At 69.4% G+C, this 17,824-nt stretch carries 13 protein-coding genes and 1 pseudogene; 9 read left to right on the top strand and 5 right to left on the bottom strand.

Annotated features, from left to right (window positions below):
• Positions 1 to 34 precede the first annotated feature (34 nt).
• The 3 genes and pseudogenes from V8Z80_RS12320 to V8Z80_RS12330 all read left to right on the top strand — a co-directional run bounded on the left by V8Z80_RS12320 (position 35) and on the right by V8Z80_RS12330 (position 3,488).
• Positions 35 to 1,183: a glycosyltransferase family 4 protein gene (locus V8Z80_RS12320; protein ID WP_336062149.1), complete on the top strand. Its 1,149-nt coding sequence runs from the start codon at positions 35 to 37 to the stop codon at positions 1,181 to 1,183.
• Positions 1,176 to 2,327, top strand: a pseudogene (locus tag V8Z80_RS12325) (glycosyltransferase family 4 protein); the annotation flags it as partial. The gene V8Z80_RS12320 and the pseudogene V8Z80_RS12325, both read left to right, overlap by 8 nt.
• A gap of 12 nt (positions 2,328 to 2,339) precedes the next feature.
• The gene (locus V8Z80_RS12330; protein ID WP_336062209.1) at positions 2,340 to 3,488 is read left to right on the top strand and encodes a glycosyltransferase family 4 protein; all 1,149 of its coding nucleotides are present in this window, start codon (positions 2,340 to 2,342) and stop codon (positions 3,486 to 3,488) included.
• A gap of 669 nt (positions 3,489 to 4,157) precedes the next feature.
• Here V8Z80_RS12330 and V8Z80_RS12335 read toward each other — a convergent pair.
• A complete protein-coding gene (locus tag V8Z80_RS12335) occupies positions 4,158 to 5,546 on the bottom strand; it encodes a phosphomannomutase/phosphoglucomutase (RefSeq protein WP_336062150.1) in 1,389 nt (462 codons plus the stop codon).
• A gap of 427 nt (positions 5,547 to 5,973) precedes the next feature.
• Here V8Z80_RS12335 and urtA point away from each other — a divergent pair, with 427 nt between their 5' ends.
• The 6 genes from urtA to V8Z80_RS12365 all read left to right on the top strand — a co-directional run bounded on the left by urtA (position 5,974) and on the right by V8Z80_RS12365 (position 12,317).
• Positions 5,974 to 7,230 (top strand): urea ABC transporter substrate-binding protein, encoded by a 1,257-nt coding sequence (gene urtA, locus V8Z80_RS12340; protein WP_336062151.1) that lies wholly within the window; start codon positions 5,974 to 5,976, stop codon positions 7,228 to 7,230.
• 15 nt (positions 7,231 to 7,245) lie between these two features.
• Positions 7,246 to 8,934 (top strand): urea ABC transporter permease subunit UrtB, encoded by a 1,689-nt coding sequence (gene urtB, locus V8Z80_RS12345; RefSeq protein ID WP_336062153.1) that lies wholly within the window; start codon positions 7,246 to 7,248, stop codon positions 8,932 to 8,934.
• Entirely contained in the window at positions 8,931 to 10,043 is a 1,113-nt protein-coding gene (gene urtC, locus V8Z80_RS12350) for an urea ABC transporter permease subunit UrtC (RefSeq protein WP_155194547.1), read from the top strand. The genes urtB and urtC overlap by 4 nt, the downstream gene beginning before the upstream one ends.
• Before the next feature lie 53 nt (positions 10,044 to 10,096).
• On the top strand, positions 10,097 to 10,879 hold the full coding sequence (gene urtD, locus V8Z80_RS12355) for an urea ABC transporter ATP-binding protein UrtD (protein WP_336062210.1): 783 nt from the start codon (positions 10,097 to 10,099) through the stop codon (positions 10,877 to 10,879).
• A gap of 8 nt (positions 10,880 to 10,887) precedes the next feature.
• A complete protein-coding gene (urtE, locus tag V8Z80_RS12360) occupies positions 10,888 to 11,586 on the top strand; it encodes an urea ABC transporter ATP-binding subunit UrtE (RefSeq protein ID WP_336062155.1) in 699 nt (232 codons plus the stop codon).
• A 182-nt stretch (positions 11,587 to 11,768) separates the two neighbouring features.
• On the top strand, positions 11,769 to 12,317 hold the full coding sequence (locus tag V8Z80_RS12365) for a MarR family winged helix-turn-helix transcriptional regulator (RefSeq protein ID WP_336062156.1): 549 nt from the start codon (positions 11,769 to 11,771) through the stop codon (positions 12,315 to 12,317).
• A gap of 45 nt (positions 12,318 to 12,362) precedes the next feature.
• On the opposite strand, the gene V8Z80_RS12370 is transcribed toward V8Z80_RS12365, so the two are convergent.
• The 4 genes from V8Z80_RS12370 to V8Z80_RS12385 form a co-directional block, all read right to left on the bottom strand.
• Positions 12,363 to 13,334: a Bug family tripartite tricarboxylate transporter substrate binding protein gene (locus tag V8Z80_RS12370; protein WP_336062157.1), complete on the bottom strand. Its 972-nt coding sequence runs from the start codon at positions 13,332 to 13,334 to the stop codon at positions 12,363 to 12,365.
• Positions 13,335 to 13,399: 65 nt separating this feature from the next.
• Positions 13,400 to 15,094 carry an amidohydrolase gene (locus V8Z80_RS12375; protein ID WP_155194538.1) on the bottom strand — a complete coding sequence of 565 codons (1,695 nt, stop codon included), beginning with the start codon at positions 15,092 to 15,094 and terminating at the stop codon, positions 13,400 to 13,402.
• Positions 15,091 to 16,638: a gamma-glutamyltransferase family protein gene (locus tag V8Z80_RS12380; RefSeq protein ID WP_336062158.1), complete on the bottom strand. Its 1,548-nt coding sequence runs from the start codon at positions 16,636 to 16,638 to the stop codon at positions 15,091 to 15,093. The genes V8Z80_RS12375 and V8Z80_RS12380 overlap by 4 nt, the downstream gene beginning before the upstream one ends.
• A 17-nt stretch (positions 16,639 to 16,655) precedes the next feature.
• Positions 16,656 to 17,684 (bottom strand): D-cysteine desulfhydrase family protein, encoded by a 1,029-nt coding sequence (locus tag V8Z80_RS12385; protein ID WP_155194534.1) that lies wholly within the window; start codon positions 17,682 to 17,684, stop codon positions 16,656 to 16,658.
• Between the last annotated feature and the right edge of the window lie 140 nt (positions 17,685 to 17,824).

Consider the following 17,824-nt stretch of genomic DNA (forward strand, 5'->3'; position numbering starts at 1 on the left):
CCGTTGCGGGCGGCCCGCGCAAGAAGGAAACACGATGAAGATCCTCATGCTGGTCAGCTCGATGCACGCGGGCGGCGCCGAGCGCGTGGCCGCCACCCTGGTCAACGCCTGGGCCGAACGCGGCGACGAGGTCACGCTGCTGCCCACCTATTCGGACAAGGGTTCCTGCTTTTATCCGGTCTCGGACGACGTGGCGCTGGTCTGGCTGGCCGACCTGGCCCGGGTGCGGGGCGGCGGGCCGGCGGCCGCGGCGCGGCGCCTGCTGGCGCTGCGCCGCTACATCGCGCAGGCCAGGCCCGACGTGGTGGTGTCCTTCCTGACCAACGTCAACGTCGCGGCCATCCTTGCCACGCGCGGGCTCGGGATTCCGGTGATCGCCTGCGAGCGCACCAATCCAGCCGCCGGCGCCGGCGTGGGCGCCTTGCTGGGCGCGGCGCGGCGCCTGGCCTACCCCCTGGCCGAACTGGTCACGGTGCAGGCCCAGGCCACCGTGGCGCCGTTTCGCCAGATGGTGCCGGGCCTGCGGGCCATGGCGGTGATCCCCAATCCCCTGCCGCCCGAGCTGGCGGCCGCGCCGGTGGCAGCACGGCTGCCGGCAGTGGACGAGCGCCGGCGGCTGATGGCCATGGGCCGGCTGGTCCCGAGCAAGCAGTTCGACCTGCTGATCGATGTCTACGCGCAGCTGGCGCCCGCGCATCCGCGCTGGGATCTGTGCATCTGGGGGGAGGGGCCGGACCGCGACGCCTTGCAGGCGCGCATCGACGGCCTGGGCCTGGCCGGGCGCATCACGCTGGCCGGGCGCACCGAAACGCCCTGGCAGGCGCTGGCCGAAGGCGATGCCTTCGTGCTGACCTCGGCCCTGGAGGGATTTCCCAATGTGCTGCTCGAGGCCATGGCGCTGGGCCTGCCTTGCGCGGCCTTCGACTGCCCCAGCGGCCCGCGCGAAATGAGCCGCGACGGCCAGGATGCGCTGCTGGTGCCCAATGGCGACCGCCAGGCGCTGCGCCAGGCGCTGGAGCGGCTGATGGGCGATGCGGCCTTGCGCGTGGCGCTGGCCGAACAGGGTGCGCGCTCGGTGCGCGAGCGCTATGCCCTGCCTGCCGTGCTGCGGCAGTGGGACGCGTTGTTCGCGCAGGTCGGCGCCGCGCCCGCCAACTCCAAGCAGGAGACGACCCATGACTGAGGCCGACCGCCAGCGCTTGCGGGTATTGCACGTCATTACCGGACTGGGGCAGGGCGGCGCCGAGGCCGTGCTGCTGCGCCTGGTGCTGGGCGCGCCCGATCCTTCCCTGCATACCGTGGTCTCGCTGACCGACGAGGGCGTGCACGGCGAGCGGCTGCGCGCCGCCGGGGCGCAGGTGCTGGCCCTGGACATGCCGCGCGGGCGGCTGACCCTGCCGGGTTTCCTGGCCTTGCGCCGGCGCATCCGCAAGGACAGGCCCGACGTGGTGCAGACCTGGATGTACCACGCCGACCTGGTGGGCGGGCTGGCCGCCCGCATGGCTGGCGTGCGGGCCATCGCCTGGGGGGTGCGCAACTCGGGCGCCCACCTGGAAAAAAGCAGCTTCTCGGCCCGCATGGTGCTGCGCCTTTGCGCGCGGCTGTCCGGTTGGCTGCCGGCCGCCATCGTCTATTGCGCCGAGCAGGCACGGGTGCGCCACGAGGCCCTGGGCTACGCGCCGGACAAGTCGGTCCTGATCCAGAACGGCTACGACCTGTCGCGCTTCGCGCCCGATCCGGCCGCGCGCGAGCGGCTGCGCCAGCGCTGGGGCCTGGCGCCGGCAACGGTGCTGCTGGGCTGCGTGGCCCGCTGGGATCCGCTCAAGGACCATGACAACCTGCTGGGCGCGCTGGCCGCGCTCAAGGCGCAGGGCCAGGCGCGCGACCTGCGCTGCGTGCTGGTGGGCCGCGGCATGGACCAGGCCAATACCGCCCTGGTCGGCCGCATCCGCGCCCTGGACCTGCAGGACGTGCTGATCCTGGCCGGTCCCAGCGACGACGTGCCGGGCGTGATGAACGCGCTGGACGTGCACGTGCTGTCCAGCCGCGCCGAGGGCTTTCCGAACGTGGTGGCCGAGGCCATGGCCTGCGGCACCCCTTGCGTGGCCACCGACGTGGGCGACGCGGCGGCCATCGTGGGCGAGACGGGCTGGGTGGTGCCGCCCGAAGACAGCCGGGCGCTGGCCGGCGGCATCCAGGCCGCGCTGGCCGCCCTGGCCGAGCGCGGCAGGCAGGCTCTGGGCGCGGCCGCGCGTGAGCGCGTGCAGCAGCGCTACGGCCTGCCGGTGATGCTGGCGGCCTATACGGACGTGTGGCGGCGCCTGGCCCGGCGCGATCCGCTGCGGGCCGGGCGCGCGCCCGAGCGCCTGCTGTTCGTGGTCAACAACCCGGCCTTCTTCCTCTCGCACCGCCTGCCGCTGGCGCTGGGCGCGCAGGCCGCGGGCTTCCAGGTGCACGTGGCCACCATGGACGGCGATACCGTGCCCGTCATTCGCAGCCACGGCATGGCGCATCACGTGCTGCCGCTCTCGCGCAGCGGCAGCAACCCCTTGCAGGAGCTGCGTTCGCTATGGGCCATGTGGCGGCTGATGCGGCGCCTGCGTCCCCGCGTGGCGCACCTGGTGACGATCAAGCCCGTGCTCTACGGCGGCATCGCCGCGCGCCTGGCCGGCGTGCACGGCATGGTGGCCGCGATCTCGGGCCTGGGCTTCGTGTTCATGCGCAAGAAGGAGGGCGTGGATCTCTTGCGCACCGTGGTCGTGGCCTTGTACCGCCTGGCGCTGGGGCACCGCAACAGCCGCGTGATCTTCCAGAACGCGGCCGACCGCGACACGCTGCTGGCGCTGGGCGTGGTGCGCGCCGGCCAGGTGGTGCTGGTCCGCGGGGCGGGGGTGGACCTGGCCGAGTTTCCGGCCACGCCCGAGCCGCCCGCGCCGCCAGTCAAGGTGCTGATGGTGGGCCGGCTGCTGCGCGACAAGGGCGTGCACGAATACGTCCAGGCGGCGCGGCTGTCGGCGCAGCGCGGCGCGCCCGTGCAGTGGCTGCTGGCCGGCAGCCCCGACCCGGGCAATCCGGCCTCGGTCACCGACGAGCAGGTGCGCCAATGGCAGGCCGAGGGCCACGTGCAGTTCCTGGGCGAGCGGCGCGACATCGCGCAGCTGTACGCCCAGTCGCATATCGCGGCGCTGCCTTCCTACCGCGAGGGGCTGCCGCGTTCGCTGATCGAGGCGGCCGCCTGCGCGCGCGCGGTGGTGACCACCGACGTGCCGGGCTGCCGCGACGCCATCGAACCGGGCCGCACCGGCTTGCTGGTGCCGGTGCGCGATGGCCAGGCGCTGGCCGACGCGGTGCTGCGGCTGGCCGACGATGCGCCGCTGCGCCGGGGGATGGGGCAGGCCGGGCGGGAGCTGGCCGAACGGGCGTTCGATATCCGGCATGTGGTCGAGGTGCACCTGGAGGTGTATCGGATGCTGGCGGATTATCGGTGAGCGTGGCTGCTTGTCGTTGAGGCCGGTTTGGGTTTGGGCTTGGGCTTGGGTTTGGACCGCTTGCCTGACGGCCTTCGGGGCCGGTAGGGGCGTCGGGCTCATGCTGTCGCGTGCGGCGCGGTTGCGCCGCGCCCGCGACAGAAATCGCCCGCCACCCCCACCGGCCCCGAAGGCCTCCTTGGTCGTATGTCTGGTCTACCGCTGGCGGCTTGGCCGTTCTTGCCTGCTAGCGTCGCGGCCCCTCATTGAAGAAGATATTGTGGTGCCGCTCAAGCGGGTCGCCCAGGCTCCCCTTCTTTCGCTTTCGACCGCGGTATGCGATGGCAGGGGCGTTCGGGCAAGCCCGAAGATTTCAGGGGCCAACGACATCGGCTGGCGTGGCGATGGTTCGAGGCCCCGGGCCACAACGCCGCATACCGCCACGCCTTCAATGGCCCGTTCGCCCCTGAAATCTTCGTCCCAGCCCAGTGCCCCTACTCCTCAATTTCCGCGGTCGAAAGCGAAAGAAGGGGAGCCTGGGCGACCCGCTTGATCGGCACCGCAAGATCTTTCTCTTTCCAGATGAGGCGGCAGCGGAATGCAAGAACGACTCCAGTCGCAGCGTCGAGCCATCCCACGACTCCACAGATAACCCGCTTAAAGGATACCCCCCTCAAACAAAACAGCCGCTCAGAACGGCAGCTTCGCCCCCGGCGCATGCGCCAATATCTGCTGCCGGAACGCCTCCTGGATCCGCCCCAGCGCCGCCTCGCTGTCGGCCTCGAAGCGCAGCACCACCACCGGCGTGGTGTTGGAGGGCCGGGCCAGGCCGAAGCCGTCGGGGTATTCGGCCCGCACGCCGTCCAGCGTATGCACGGCCGTGGCGCCGTCGAACTTGCCGTCGCGCTGCAGGGCCTCGATCAGCGTGAACGGTTCGCCTTCTTTCATCGGCAGCTTCAGTTCGGGCGTGGAGATGCCCTTGGGCAAGGCTTCCAGTTCGGCCGAAGGGTCGGCCGTGCGCGAGACGATCTCCAGCAGGCGCGCGCCCGTGTACAGGCCGTCGTCAAAGCCGAACCAGCGTTCCTTGAAGAAGATGTGGCCGCTCATCTCGCCGGCCAGCGGCGCGCCGGTTTCCTTGAGCTTGGCCTTGACCAGCGAATGGCCCGTGCGCCACATCAGCGGCTGGCCGCCGGCGGCCTGGACCTCGGTGGCCACGTGGCGGCTGCACTTGACGTCGTAGATGATCTGCGCGCCGGGGCAGCGGGTGAGCACGTCGCGCGCCAGCAGGATGAGCTGGCGGTCCGGCCAGATGATCTCGCCGGACTTGGTGACCACGCCCAGCCGGTCGCCGTCGCCGTCGAAGGCCAGGCCCAGCTCGTTGTCGGTGGTGCGCAGGCATTCGATCAGGTCCTGCAGGTTGTGCGGGTCGGCCGGATCGGGATGGTGGTTGGGGAACTGGCCGTCCACCTCGCAGTACAGCTCGGTGACTTCGCAGCCCAGGGCGCGGAACAGCGCCGGGGCGACCGCGCCGGCCACGCCGTTGCCGCAGTCGATGGCGATCTTCATGGGCCGGGCCAGCTTGACGTCCGAGGCGATGCGGTCGATGTACTGGCGCACCAGTTCGCGCACCTGGCGCGTGCCGGCCGGGCCGTCGTAGGCGGGCGTCACCAGCATGGCCGGGCGCAGGCCCGTGATGGCATCGCCGTACAGCGTGGCGCCGCCCAGCATCATCTTGAAGCCGTTGTAGTCGGGCGGGTTGTGGCTGCCCGTCACGGCCACGCCCGAGCCGGTCTCCAGCACGTGGGCGGCGTAGTACACCAGCGGCGTGGGCACCTGGCCGATGTCCAGGGTGTCGATGCCCACGGCGTTCAGTCCTTCCTGCAGCGCCAGGGCAAGGGATTCGCTGCTTTCGCGGCCGTCGCGGCCCACCACCAGGGTGTCCACGCCGAGGGCGCGCGCCTGCAGGCCCAGGGAGTGGCCCAGCGCGCGGGCGAACCCCGGGTTGAGCTGGTCGGGCACCGTGCCGCGGATGTCGTAGGCCTTGAAGGCGGACTGAGGGAAGGCGTTCTGCGTGTTCACGTCGTTTCCTGCGGGGTTGAAAGGCAGCGGCAATTATCCCCGATACGGATGCCAGGGCAGGGATTCCGGCGCGGCGACATGGTTGCAAATCCTGACAAGGCCTGACAGGGCGGACGGCGGCGCTGGGGCCCCGGGGAGCGTCCTGCCCAGGCACCCGGGCGGTGCGGCGCAGGCGCTAGCCCAGGGATGCGTGCATCAATGCGGTGCCGGCCGCTGGCCCGCCCGCAGGCGGCGGGCCGGGCGCCAGCCCGCGTGAATGCGGCGCAGGGGCCCATGGCCCGGCATGGCACGGGAATTGCTTCGACACGGCTTGTATACAACCAGGTATCCAAACGCGGACCGCGCCGGCGCGCTGGCCGCGGGCGGCCGATGCAGCAAGGCAGGCCGGCCTGTGTCGGCTCCGTTTTCCTTTCTATGGAGTGATGTCATGCAACGCAGAACCGTGCTCAAACAATTCGCCCTGGCCGGCGCCATGCTGGCGGTCTCGGCGGCCTGGCTGCCCGGCGCCCATGCCCAGGAGACCATCAAGGTCGGCATCCTGCATTCGCTCTCGGGCACCATGGCGATTTCCGAGACCTCGCTCAAGGACGTGGCGCTGATGACCATCGAGGAGATCAACGCCAATGGCGGGGTCCTGGGCAGGAAGCTGGAGCCTGTGGTGGTCGACCCGGCCTCGGACTGGCCGATGTTCGCCGACAAGGCCCGCGAGCTGCTCAGCCAGCACAAGGTGGCGGCGGTGTTCGGCTGCTGGACCTCGGTGTCGCGCAAGTCGGTGCTGCCCGTCTTCAAGGAGCTCAACGGCCTGCTGTTCTATCCGGTGCAGTACGAAGGCGAGGAACTGGAGCGCAACGTCTTCTACACGGGCGCGGCCCCCAACCAGCAGGCCATTCCGGCCGTCGAGTACCTGATGAGCGAGGACGGCGGCCAGGCCAGGCGCTTCGTGCTGCTGGGCACCGACTACGTCTATCCGCGCACCACCAACCGCATCCTGCGCGCCTTCCTGCATTCCAAGGGCGTCAAGGACGAGGACATCGAGGAAATCTACACCCCGTTCGGCCATGCCGACTACCAGACCATCGTGGCCAACATCAAACGCTTCGCCGCGGGCGGCAGGACGGCGGTGGTGTCGACCATCAACGGCGATTCGAACGTGCCGTTCTACCGCGAGCTGGGCAATGCCGGCCTGAAGGCCACCGACGTGCCGGTGGTGGCCTTCTCGGTCGGCGAGGAAGAGCTGCGCGGCGTGGACACCAAGCCGCTGGTCGGCCACCTGGCCGCCTGGAACTACTTCCAGAGCATCAAGAACCCCGTGAACGACGCCTTCATCGAGAAGTGGCGCGCCTACGCCAAGGCCAGGAACCTGCCCAACGCCGGCACGGTGGTTACCAACGACCCGATGGAGGCCACCTACATCGGCATCCACATGTGGAAGCAGGCGGTCGAGCAGGCCGGAACCACCGACGTGGACAAGGTGATCGAGGCGGTGGGCGGCCAGACCTTCGAGGCGCCCAGCGGCTTCACGGTGCAGATGGACAAGACCAACCACCACCTGCACAAGCCGGTGTACATCGGCGAGATCCGCGGCGATGGCCAGTTCAACGTCGTCTGGAAGACCGACGGGCCGATCCGCGCGCAGCCCTGGAGCCCGTTCATCCCGGGCAACGAAGGCAAGCAGAACCTGTAAGCGGAGCGTCCCGCCATGCGTCCATCGTTCACCTGCGCGCTGCGCCGGCTGCTGCTTGCGCTGGCGTTGCTGGCCGCCGCCCTGGCGGGCCCGGCCCGGGCCGTCCAGGCCGGCCCGCCAGGCGCCGAGCCTGCCGGGCCGGACCTGCAAGCAGGGCCCGCCGCCGCGCTCGATCCGGCCGTCGTGGCGGGGCTGGCCGGTGACAACAACGCCAAGCTTGCGGCCATCGCCGCCCTGGGCGAGTCGCCGGACCCGCGCGCGGCCAAGATGCTGGAGGCCCTGAACGAAGGCACGCTGATGATGACGGCGCAAGGGCGGGCGCTGCTTGCGCTGCCCGGCGGGCAGGCCGCCGATCCGCTGACGGGACAATCGCTGGCCATGCCCGGCCAGGCCGACGCGGTCATGCTCAATAACCGGCTGCGCCGCGCGATCGAGAACGCGCTGGCCGCCTCGAGGCTGTTCTCGGAAAGCGCGCCGGTGCGGCTGGCGGCCGCGCGCGGCATGCAGCGCGAAGCCAACCCCGAGCGCCTGCCGCTGATCGAGCGGGCGCTGGCCAAGGAGCGCCATCCCGAGGTGCGCGCCGCGCTGGAGGTGGCGCAATCGGTGCTGGACCTGGAGCATGCGGATCCGGCGCGCCGCGCCCAGGCGGCCACGCGCCTGGGCCAGACGCGCAACACGGCCTTTCGCGGCATGCTGGCGGCCATCGCCGAAGCGGACGCGTCCGGCGATCATGCCGAGGCCGACGAGTCGGTGCGCCAGGCCGCGGCGGCGGCGGTGCGCGCCATCGACCGGCATGCCCGCCTGGCGCAATGGGGCGGCCACCTGTTCTTCGGCCTGAGCCTGGGCAGCGTGCTGCTGCTGGCCGCGCTGGGCCTGGCCATCACCTTCGGCCTGATGGGCGTGATCAACATGGCCCACGGCGAACTGCTGATGATCGGCGCCTATGTCACCTTCGTGGTGCAGACGCTGTTTCGCCAGTATGCGCCGGCGTGGGTGGACTGGTACGTGCTGGCGGCGCTGCCGGCGGCCTTCGCGGTCGCGGCCCTGGTGGGCATGGTGCTCGAGCGCACCGTGATCCGCTGGCTGTACGGCCGCCCGCTGGAGACCCTGCTGGCCACCTGGGGCATCAGCCTGATCCTGATGCAGGGCGTGCGCAGCCTGTTCGGCGCGCAGAACGTCGAGGTCGGCAATCCTTCCTGGATGTCGGGCAGCCTGCGGGTGATGGACGGGCTGGTGCTCAGCACCAACCGCATCGTCATCATCGTCTTCGCCATGCTGGTGGTGGCCCTGGTATGGCTGCTGCTGAACCGCACGAGGCTGGGGCTGTTCGTGCGCGCCATCACGCAGAACCGCCGCATGGCCGACTGCGTGGGCGTGCCCACCGGGCGCGTGGACATGCTGGCCTTCGGGCTGGGCTCGGGCATCGCCGGCCTGGCCGGCGTGGCGCTTTCGCAGCTGGGCAACGTCGGGCCGGACATGGGGCGCGTGTACCTGATCGATTCCTTCATGGTCGTGGTCCTGGGCGGCGTGGGCCAGCTGGCCGGCACCGTGATCGCCGCCCTGGGCCTGGGGGCCTTCAGCAAGTTTCTCGAACCCTATGCGGGCGCGGTGCTCGCCAAGATCACGGTGCTGGTGCTGATCGTGCTGTTCGTGCAAAAGCGCCCGCAGGGCCTGTTCGCCCCGCGCGGAAGGAGTGTGGAATGAATCCCCAGGCCCTGCTCGCCGGCGCCCGCCGGCCGCTGTTCACGCCGCGGGCCTGGCTGGCGCTGCTGGCCGCCACGGCGGCGCTGGCGCTGCTGCCCGTGCTCAACCTGTACTTCGCACCGGGCCATCCCTTGCATGTCTCGGCCTACGCCATCTCGCTGGGCGGCAAGTTCATGTGCTATGCGCTGGCCGCGCTGGCGCTGGACCTGGTGTGGGGCTATGCGGGCATCCTGTCGCTGGGCCACGGGCTGTTCTTCGCGCTGGGCGGCTATGCCCACGGCATGTACCTGATGCGCGCCGGGCGCGGCGACGCGTTGCCCGGGTTCATGAGTTTCCTGGGCTGGCAGGAATTGCCGTGGTACTGGTCCTTCACCGAGCATTTCGCCTATGCCTGGCTGCTGGTGGTGCTGGCCCCGGGCCTGCTGGCCTTCGTGTTCGGCTACTTCGCCTTCCGCTCGCGCATCACGGGCGTATATTTTTCCATCATCACGCAGGCCTTGACCTTCGCGGCCATGCTGCTGTTCTTTCGCAACGAGACGGGCTTCGGCGGCAACAACGGCTTTACCGATTTCCGCGAGATCCTGGGCCTGAGCGTGACGGCGCCGGGCACCCGCGCGCTGCTGTACTGGGCGACGCTGCTGGCGCTGGCCGGCGCCCTGGTGCTGGCGCGGGCAGTCACCCAATCGAAGCTGGGCCGGGTGCTGACCGCGGTGCGCGACTCGGAAAGCCGGCTGCGCTTTCTCGGCTACGAGCCGCTGGGCTTCAAGCTGTTCGTCTGGACGCTGTCGGCGGCCCTGTGCGGCGTGGCCGGGGCGCTGTACGTGCCGCAGGTGGGCATTATCAATCCCAGCGAGATGTCGCCGGCCAATTCCATCGAGATGGTGGTCTGGGTGGCCACCGGCGGGCGCGGCACGCTGGTGGGGCCGATCGTGGGCGCGGGCGCGGTCAACGGCCTGAAGACCTGGTTCACCAGCGCCTTGCCGGAATACTGGCTGTACGCGCTGGGCCTGATCTTCGTGCTGACCACGCTGTTCCTGCCGCAAGGCATCGTCGGGCTGGCGCGCCGGCTGGTGGCGGCCTGGGGCGGCAAGGCGGAGACAGTCCAATGAGCCAGACGCAACGCAAGCCCGAGACGCCCGGGGACGGCCCCGCCGGCGAGGCCATGGCCGGACGCGTGGCCGTCCCGGGGGTCGATACCACGCATGGCGCCATCCTTTACCTGGACGAGGTGACGGTCAGCTTCGACGGCTTCAAGGCCCTGAACCGCCTGAGCCTGGACGTGGGCGTGGGCGAACTGCGCTGCATCATCGGCCCGAACGGCGCGGGCAAGACCACCATGATGGACGTGATCACGGGCAAGACCCGCCCTTCGTCCGGCACGGTGTTCTTCGGCCAGAACATCGACCTGAGCCGGCTGGCCGAGTCGCAGATCGCCGATGCGGGCATCGGGCGCAAGTTCCAGCGGCCCACGGTGTTCGAGAACCACACCGTGTTCGAGAACCTGGAGCTGGCCATGAAGGCCGACAAGCGGGTGCGGCCCACGCTGTTCTCGCGCCTGTCGGGCGAGCAGGCCGACGCCATCGGGCAGACCCTGGCGTTGATCAGGCTGCAGGACCACGCCTGGCGCCAGGCCGGCCTGTTGTCGCACGGCCAGAAGCAGTGGCTGGAGATCGGCATGCTGCTGATGCAGCAGCCCTTGCTGCTGTTGCTGGACGAGCCGGTGGCCGGCATGACCGATGCCGAGACCGAGCGCACCGGCGAGCTGCTCAACGAGCTGCGCGGCAAGCACTCGCTGGTGGTGGTCGAGCACGACATGGATTTCGTCGCCAGCATCGCGGGGCAGGGCAAGGTGACGGTGCTGCACGAGGGCTCGGTGCTGGCCGAGGGCAGCATGGCGCAGGTGCAGGCCGATCCGCGCGTCATCGAAGTCTATCTGGGCCGTTAGGAGCGGGCATGCTGCAAGTCAAGGACATCGACCAGTACTACGGCGGCAGCCATACGCTGCGCGCAGTCTCGCTTGCGGTCGAACCCGGGCAGTGCCTGGCGCTGCTGGGCCGCAACGGCGTGGGCAAGACCACGCTGCTCAAGTGCCTGATGGGCGTGCTGCCGGTGGCGCGCGGCAGCGTCAGTTTCGAGGGCCGCGACATCACCGGCCTGGCCCCGCACCAGCGCGCGGCCCTGGGCATGGCCTACGTGCCCCAAGGGCGCGACATCTTCGCGCGCCTGACGGTCGAGGAGAACCTCCTGATGGGCATGGCGGCGCGGCCGGGCCGGGCTGGCAAGCGCATCGACGAGGACATCTACACGCTCTTTCCGGTGCTGCGCACCATGCTGCGCCGGCGCGGCGGCGACCTGTCCGGCGGGCAGCAGCAGCAGCTGGCCATCGCCCGAGCCCTGGTGGCGCAGCCCAGGCTGATCATCCTGGACGAGCCCACCGAGGGCATCCAGCCTTCGATCATCAAGGACATCGGCCGGGTCATCCGCATGCTGCGCGAACGCGGCGACATTGCCATCCTGCTGTGCGAGCAGTATTTCGATTTCGCCCGCGAACTGGCCGACAGCTTCGTGGTGCTCTCGCGCGGCGAGGTGGTGGCCAGCGGCGGGCAGGCCGAGATAGGCAGCGAGGCGGTGCGCCGGCATCTATCGGTCTAGGCGCGCCCGGCGCCCGCGAAGCGCCGGGCGCCGTCCCGCAGCGGCAAGGTGGAAGGCCCGGGCTGTCCCCGGTAGAATCGCCAATCCAGCGCGATGTGGCTGCTTGGCCGATTTCTCCAGGGATACAGTCGATAGCGAAGAGGCGCCACGCCCTGCCAACCCTGAACCCTCTTTGAGGAACAATGCCCGTCACCGACTCCAAACCGGAAAGCCAGCAAGTCGATCCCGCCAAGCTGCTCGCTTACCGGGTGCTGACCTTCAGCCAACGCTTGTACCGCGGCATTGAAATCGTCCTGCAGAACGAACTGGGCTTGTCCGTACGCCAGTGGCGCATCCTGCTGTTCCTGGCCAGCTACGGTTCGCGTTCCCTGCAAGAGATCGCGGCGTTCTGGCGCTACGACAAGAGCCAGGTCAGCCGGGCCGTCTCCGAGCTCGTCGAAAAAGGGCTGGCGGTCACCGAACGCGCCGAGCAGGATGTGCGCCGCGTCATGGTCGGCCTGACCGCCCAAGGGTGGCGCACATACGAGCAGGGGCTGCCATTGAGCCTAGCCAGGCAGGAGAAACTGACCAGTTGCCTGACCCGCAGCCAGCTCAAGGAGTTCGAGCGCACGCTGGAACTGCTGACCCGCCAGGCCGACGCCATGCTGGACCAGGCCGAAGAGGGCAGGCAGGCGCCGGCCGCGGGCAAGGGCAAACGCAAGGCGGGCCCCCGGATGCAGGCGGGGCATTGACCTGGCCGTGCCGCGGCCGCCCGGCCAGCGGCTGGCCGGCGCCGGCTATTCCAGCGTGATGTTCAGTTCCTTGATCAAGTCGCCGGTCTTCTTCAGGTCGGCCTGGATGTATTCCTGGGCCTGCGCATGCCCGCCGGGGATCACCGTCGCGCCCAGGGCGCGCACCTTGGCCAGGAACTCGGGGTCCTGCTTCATCTGCATGACGGCATTGCCGTAGGTTTCGACCACGGATGCCGGCACTGCGCTGTGGGCCAGCGCGCCGAACCAGCCTGCGATATCGAAGCCGGGAAAGCCGCTTTCCTCCAGCGTGGGGATGTCGGGAAACATTTCCGAACGCTGCCTGGTCGTGATGGCCAGCGGCTTTAAGGTGCCGGCCTTGATCTGGCTGGCAATCGCCACGATATTGTCGAATGCCACCGGCACCCGGCCGGTGGCCACGTCGGCGATCTGCGCCGCGCTGCCTTTGTACGGGACGAACACCATGTCCACCGCGGCCATCTTCCTGAACAGCGCCGCCGAGATATGCTGCGCCGAGCCGATGCTGGTTACGCCCACCGTGCTCTTGTCGGGATGCTGCTTGAGGTATTGGACCAGCTCTTTCGGCGTGGAAACGGGCAGCGAGGGCGCTACCACCAGCACATAGGGCGTCGTGGCGACGAGCCCGACACCGGTGAAATCCTTCTCGGTATCGAAGGGCAGGTCTTTCAGCAGGAACGGGTTGGCGGTGAAGCCGCTGGCGGTAAACAGCAGGGTGTTGCCGTCGGGCGGCGCCTTGGCCACGATGGCGGCCGCCAGCGAGGTCGCGGCGCCGGGCCGGCTTTCCACGATGACGTTCCTGCCCAGGCGCTTGTCCCATTCGTTGGCCAGCAGGCGGGCCAGGGCATCGGTCGTCCCGCCCGTGCCCTGGCCGTGGATCAGGTGCACCGCCTGGGCGGGCTGCGCGCTGCCCAGGGACGCGTGCAGGCAGACGAGCGTCCCGAACAATATGCGCGCCAGGTTTCCTTGAAGCTTGATCATTTTTTACCCCTTGATAGTTGCCTGTTTCGGCGTGTTTTGACTGACTGGAACTGCTTGGAACGGCTTTACTGGTTCATCGTGGCGTACACCACTTGCCCGCCTACGATGGTCATCACGGCTTCGATGTCCTTGATCTGCTCTTGCGGGCATGAAAGCGGATCGGCCGTCAGGACGGCCAGGTCGGCCAGCTTGCCGGGCTCGAGCGAGCCTTTTCTCGTCTCTTCCCAGGTCAGCAGCGGGCCGTTGGCGGTAATGCACCGCAAGGCTTGCTCGCGCGTGATCTGCTGCGCCTCGCATACCGCCGCGCCGCTGGCCCGGGACTGGCGGCTGACGGCATGCCAGAGGGGATGGAAAAGCGAAACGGGCACATTGTCCGAGGCCAGGACCACCGGCACGCCGGCATCGAGCAGCGAACGCAAGGGCACGATGTCCTGCTCGCCCTCGGGCCCGAGTCTGGCCTGCAGCAGGTGGCCTTCCTTGAAAAGGTAGCGGTTCGTATGCGTGGTGACGATCAGCTCCATTTCCCGGATCATCTCGATCTCGCGCCGGGTGAGCGTGGAAATGTGGCTCAGTACCCAACGCTGGCCGTTCAGCGGGATCTCCTTGTGGACGGCATAAAAAAGCTCCAGCATGTTGGGCCAGATCGCCACCACCTGGATCCGTTGGCGCGCGCAGGCCTTGAGCAGCTCGAGCGCCTTCTCGCGCGAGCGGGCCGTGTCATAGTTGAATCCCGCCCACCCCGTACTGGGATAGGCCTGCGCGCGGATGTCGTTGGCAGGATCCGGGCCCATGTCCACGAACATGCCCGCCATGCGCAGGTACTCGTCGCCCAGGCCGGGCCCGCCCAGCCAGCCGCACCAGGCTTCCACGAACGCGTCGATGTCGGGCACCGGCGCGCTTTTCCAGTTGGGGCTGAGCACCAGGGCCACGCGCATGCTCAACCGGCCCTGGGCATGCATCTCCTTGTAGGACTTGACCACCTCCGTGGCCACGCCGTGGCCTTCGAACACGCTGGTGGTGCCATATCGGTGATAGGCCCGCAATGCGCTGGGCACGGAGTTCGTGCGGGACTGGACCTGGAACCGGCTGGGCTCGCGGAAGAAGGCCAGTTCCACGATGGGCATCATGGTGTCTTCCCGGAAAATGCCGGTGGGTTCGCCGTGTTCGTCCTTCTCTATCTCGACCAGCGGCGAAGGCGCGGGCGTGTTCCGGTCTATCCCCGCCAGCTGCAGCGCGCGCGTGTTGGCGATCGAGACCAAGGGTGTGGTGTGGCGCCAATACCCCCAGATGGGCCGGATATAGACGGGGTGGTCCGGCGCGACGGCGTCCAGGTCATGCCGGTTGGGAAAACGTTTTTCCGCCAGCGCCTCGGGCATGCCCGCATACGCGGGCGGATCGCCGATGGGCATGGTGACGATCCATTGCCCGGCGGGCGTTTGCGCAACCTGTTGCGCGATGCTGCGCTGGATGTCCGCGATGCTTCGCACCGTGCCCAGCGAGGGAAAGATCTCCTTCAGGCCCTCGCGGTCCAGGTGCGCATGGCCATCGTGCAGCCCCGGCACCACGGTCCTGCCCTGCAGGTCGATCTTCCGGCAGGCCGGCGCGGCCAGCGCGAGGATGTCCTCGTCGCTGCCTACGGCCACGATGGTGTCGCCGCTGATGGCCAGCGCCTGCGCCACGCGCGAGGCCGCGTCCATGGTGATGATCTTGCCGCCGTACAGGATGGTGTCCGGCGCCGTGCCCCGTGCGGCGGGCTTCATGACAGGCCCCGCACCGTCGCGTCGCGCCGGTGGTCGGCCGCGCCGACGAGCGTGCCGTCTTCCTCGAGCGCGATGCCCTTGACCGAGCCGAAGTAGGGCGAGCCCGGCTCGCCGGCTTTCATGGGTTCTCCCAGCGCCTGGACCCCGCGCACCACCTGCTCGGGCATCGTATGCTCGAACAGCGAATGGCCGGCCAGGTCCATCGTCCAGCGCGGCGCCTGGATGGCCTGCGCCAGCGTAGCGCCTTCCTCGAACATGGCCTGCATGACCTGCGCCAGCGTCAGGGTCTGGCCCGGCCCGCCCGGCGTGGTTACGGCATAGCGCAGGCGGCCGTCCCTGAACACCATGGCGGGGCAGAGCGTGTGCGCCGGATACTTGTTGGGGCCGACCTCGTTCGGATGGCCGGGCTCCATGGTGAAGCCGAACAGGCGGTTGTTCAGCAGCACCCCGGTTTCGGCATCGCTCACGCCGCTGCCAAAGACCAGGAATACGCTCTGGATGATGGTGACGGCATTGCCCTGGTGGTCGGCCACGCTGATGACCGCCGTGCCGCCCAGGTTGCCGGGCTTGCCGCCCATGGCCGTCCTGAGCCGTCGCGCGCCCTCGGGCCCGAGCAGCAATCGGGCCGGCTCCGTGCCATAGCGCGGGTCGGGGTCCGCTACAGCGCGTGCGCCGACCTGGAAGGCCGCCTGGGCGGCCCGTATCAGTTTCGTGATCCGGGCCGGCGCATCCAGCCCTTTCCCGCCTTTGTCCTGCGAGGCCTCCAGCGCCATCAGCTGCAGCAGCAGGTACAGGCCGTAGGAGTTGGGCGGCATGGTGCGAACGACATGGCCGGCGTAGCCGGTTTCTATGGGCTCGACCCATTCGGGCGCATAGGCGCGCAGGTCCGATTCGCGGATCAGTCCGCCCGCCGCCTGGCAGGCGCGCGCCACGCTCGCGCCGATCGCGCCCTGGTAGAAACTGGCGCCGCCCTCGCGGGCAATGGCCTGCAGGGTCTGCGCCGCTTGCGGCTGCCGCAGCGTCTGGCCTGCGAGCAGGGGAACGCCGTCGGGCAGGAACAGCGTCCTGCTGTCTTCGTTCAGCATGTGCCGGTGCAGCGCCGAGGCCTTGGCCAGTACGGGCGAAACCCCGAAGCCGTCGTGCGCCAGGCCAATGGCCGGGCCCAGCAGCTCGGCCCAGGGCAGGCGGCCGTAGCGGTCGTGCAGGGCCTGCCAGCCGGCAATCATGCCGGGCACATTGCAGCTGAGCGGGCCGCGTTCCTGCAGGCCGTCGGGAAAGCTGCTTCTTTGGGCCAGCGCGGGTGACCTGCCCGAGGCGTTCAGTCCGAGCGTCTTGCCGGACGCGGCATCATGGACCAGCACGAAGGCGTCGCCGCCCAGGCCGCAAGCGTGGGGCAGCACGACGGACAGGACCGCCGCGCCCGCAAGGGCCGCATCCGCGATGGAGCCGCCCCGCTCCAGGACGGCAATGGCGGCCTGGGTGGCCTTGTCGTGGCCGGATACCACCATGGCCCGTTTGCCGGTGGCGTGCTTCGAATGATTCATGGCTGTGATTGCGCTTGTCATGCCGGCGCGCCCGGCTGGGCGGCGTCCAGGAGTTCATCGGAGTAGGCGAAGATGCCCGGAATGCCGCCGGTGTGCAGGAACACGACCGTATCGCCCTTGCGGAAGTCTCCTTCCCGGACGCGCCCGACCAGGCCGGCAAAAGCCTTGCCGGTATAGACCGGGTCGAGCAGGATGCCTTCGGTGGCGGCGGCCAGGGACAGGGCTTGTCTCGTGGTGTCGTGCATCAGGCCATATCCGCGGCCGATGTAGCGGTCATCCACCTTGGGCACCCGCATCCGGCCCGTCAGCGGCGTATCGAGCAGGGCGGCGGCGTCGGCCAGGACATTGGAGACGAGCGTGTGCAGCTGCTGTGCCGGATGCAGGACGCTGACCCCCAGGATGGGAAACTCGGCGCCGTGGACCAGCGCGCCGAGCAGCAGGCCCGCCTGGGTGCCGCCGCTGCCGCTCGCATGCACCAGGTAGTCGATGTCCACGCCCTGCTCGCGCGCCTGGTCCATGATTTCCTCGATACAGGCCACATGGCCCATCGCCCCGAGCGCATCGGTCCCGCCGAACGGAATGACCCAGGGCTTGCGCCCCTGCGCGGCCAGCTCGCCTTTCAGGCGCTCGCAATAGGCCAGGGGATCGTCCTCGCCCGGCAGCACGTGCAGCTGCGCGCCGAACAGGGTGTCGAGCACCAGGTTGCCGCCGGCCTCGTAGTGCGGCCCGGTGCGCGGCACCTTGCGGTTCAGGATGAGGTGGCATTTCATGCCGAAGCGCGCCGCTGCCGCCGCCGTCAGCCGGGCGTGGTTCGACTGCAGGGCGCCGAAGGTGATCAGCGTATCGCAGCCCTGCTCGATGGCCGGCGGCAGCAGGAACTCCAGCTTGCGCAGTTTGTTGCCGCCCCCGCCCAGCGCGCCCATGTCGTCCCGCTTGATATAGAGGTTGATGCCGCCCAGGGCCGCGCCCAGGCGCTCCAGCCGGATGAAGGGTGTCCTGTCGAGTAGCGGTACGCGGGCGAGCGCGCGGTATTTCTGCTGGAGCATGGTGTACGCCTGGATCGGTTCGGAAAGCGGGCCGCATGGCCGAGGATGCACTCATGGTAAGCCATAACAGTTGCTATAGCAACAGTATGCCGGCAGTCGTGAACGAAGCCATCACGGCGACGCCGGCCCGGCAAGCGCGG

Origin of the sequence: Orrella sp. JC864, assembly GCF_037026685.1 — a bacterium.
In the GTDB taxonomy this organism is placed as follows: Bacteria; Pseudomonadota; Gammaproteobacteria; order Burkholderiales; family Burkholderiaceae_B; genus Orrella.

Bases quoted from the DNA above. Each gene is read 5' to 3' on its own strand.
- V8Z80_RS12375 (WP_155194538.1), bottom strand. From the start codon at position 15,094: ATGAAGCCCGCCGCACGGGGCACGGCGCCGGACACCATCCTGTACGGC.
- urtC (WP_155194547.1), top strand. From the start codon at position 8,931: ATGAATCCCCAGGCCCTGCTCGCCGGCGCCCGCCGGCCGCTGTTCACG.
- urtB (WP_336062153.1), top strand. From the start codon at position 7,246: ATGCGTCCATCGTTCACCTGCGCGCTGCGCCGGCTGCTGCTTGCGCTG.
- urtD (WP_336062210.1), top strand. From the start codon at position 10,097: ATGGCCGGACGCGTGGCCGTCCCGGGGGTCGATACCACGCATGGCGCC.
- V8Z80_RS12320 (WP_336062149.1), top strand. From the start codon at position 35: ATGAAGATCCTCATGCTGGTCAGCTCGATGCACGCGGGCGGCGCCGAG.
- V8Z80_RS12380 (WP_336062158.1), bottom strand. From the start codon at position 16,638: ATGAATCATTCGAAGCACGCCACCGGCAAACGGGCCATGGTGGTATCC.
- V8Z80_RS12385 (WP_155194534.1), bottom strand. From the start codon at position 17,684: ATGCTCCAGCAGAAATACCGCGCGCTCGCCCGCGTACCGCTACTCGAC.
- V8Z80_RS12370 (WP_336062157.1), bottom strand. From the start codon at position 13,334: ATGATCAAGCTTCAAGGAAACCTGGCGCGCATATTGTTCGGGACGCTC.
- urtA (WP_336062151.1), top strand. From the start codon at position 5,974: ATGCAACGCAGAACCGTGCTCAAACAATTCGCCCTGGCCGGCGCCATG.
- V8Z80_RS12365 (WP_336062156.1), top strand. From the start codon at position 11,769: ATGCCCGTCACCGACTCCAAACCGGAAAGCCAGCAAGTCGATCCCGCC.
- urtE (WP_336062155.1), top strand. From the start codon at position 10,888: ATGCTGCAAGTCAAGGACATCGACCAGTACTACGGCGGCAGCCATACG.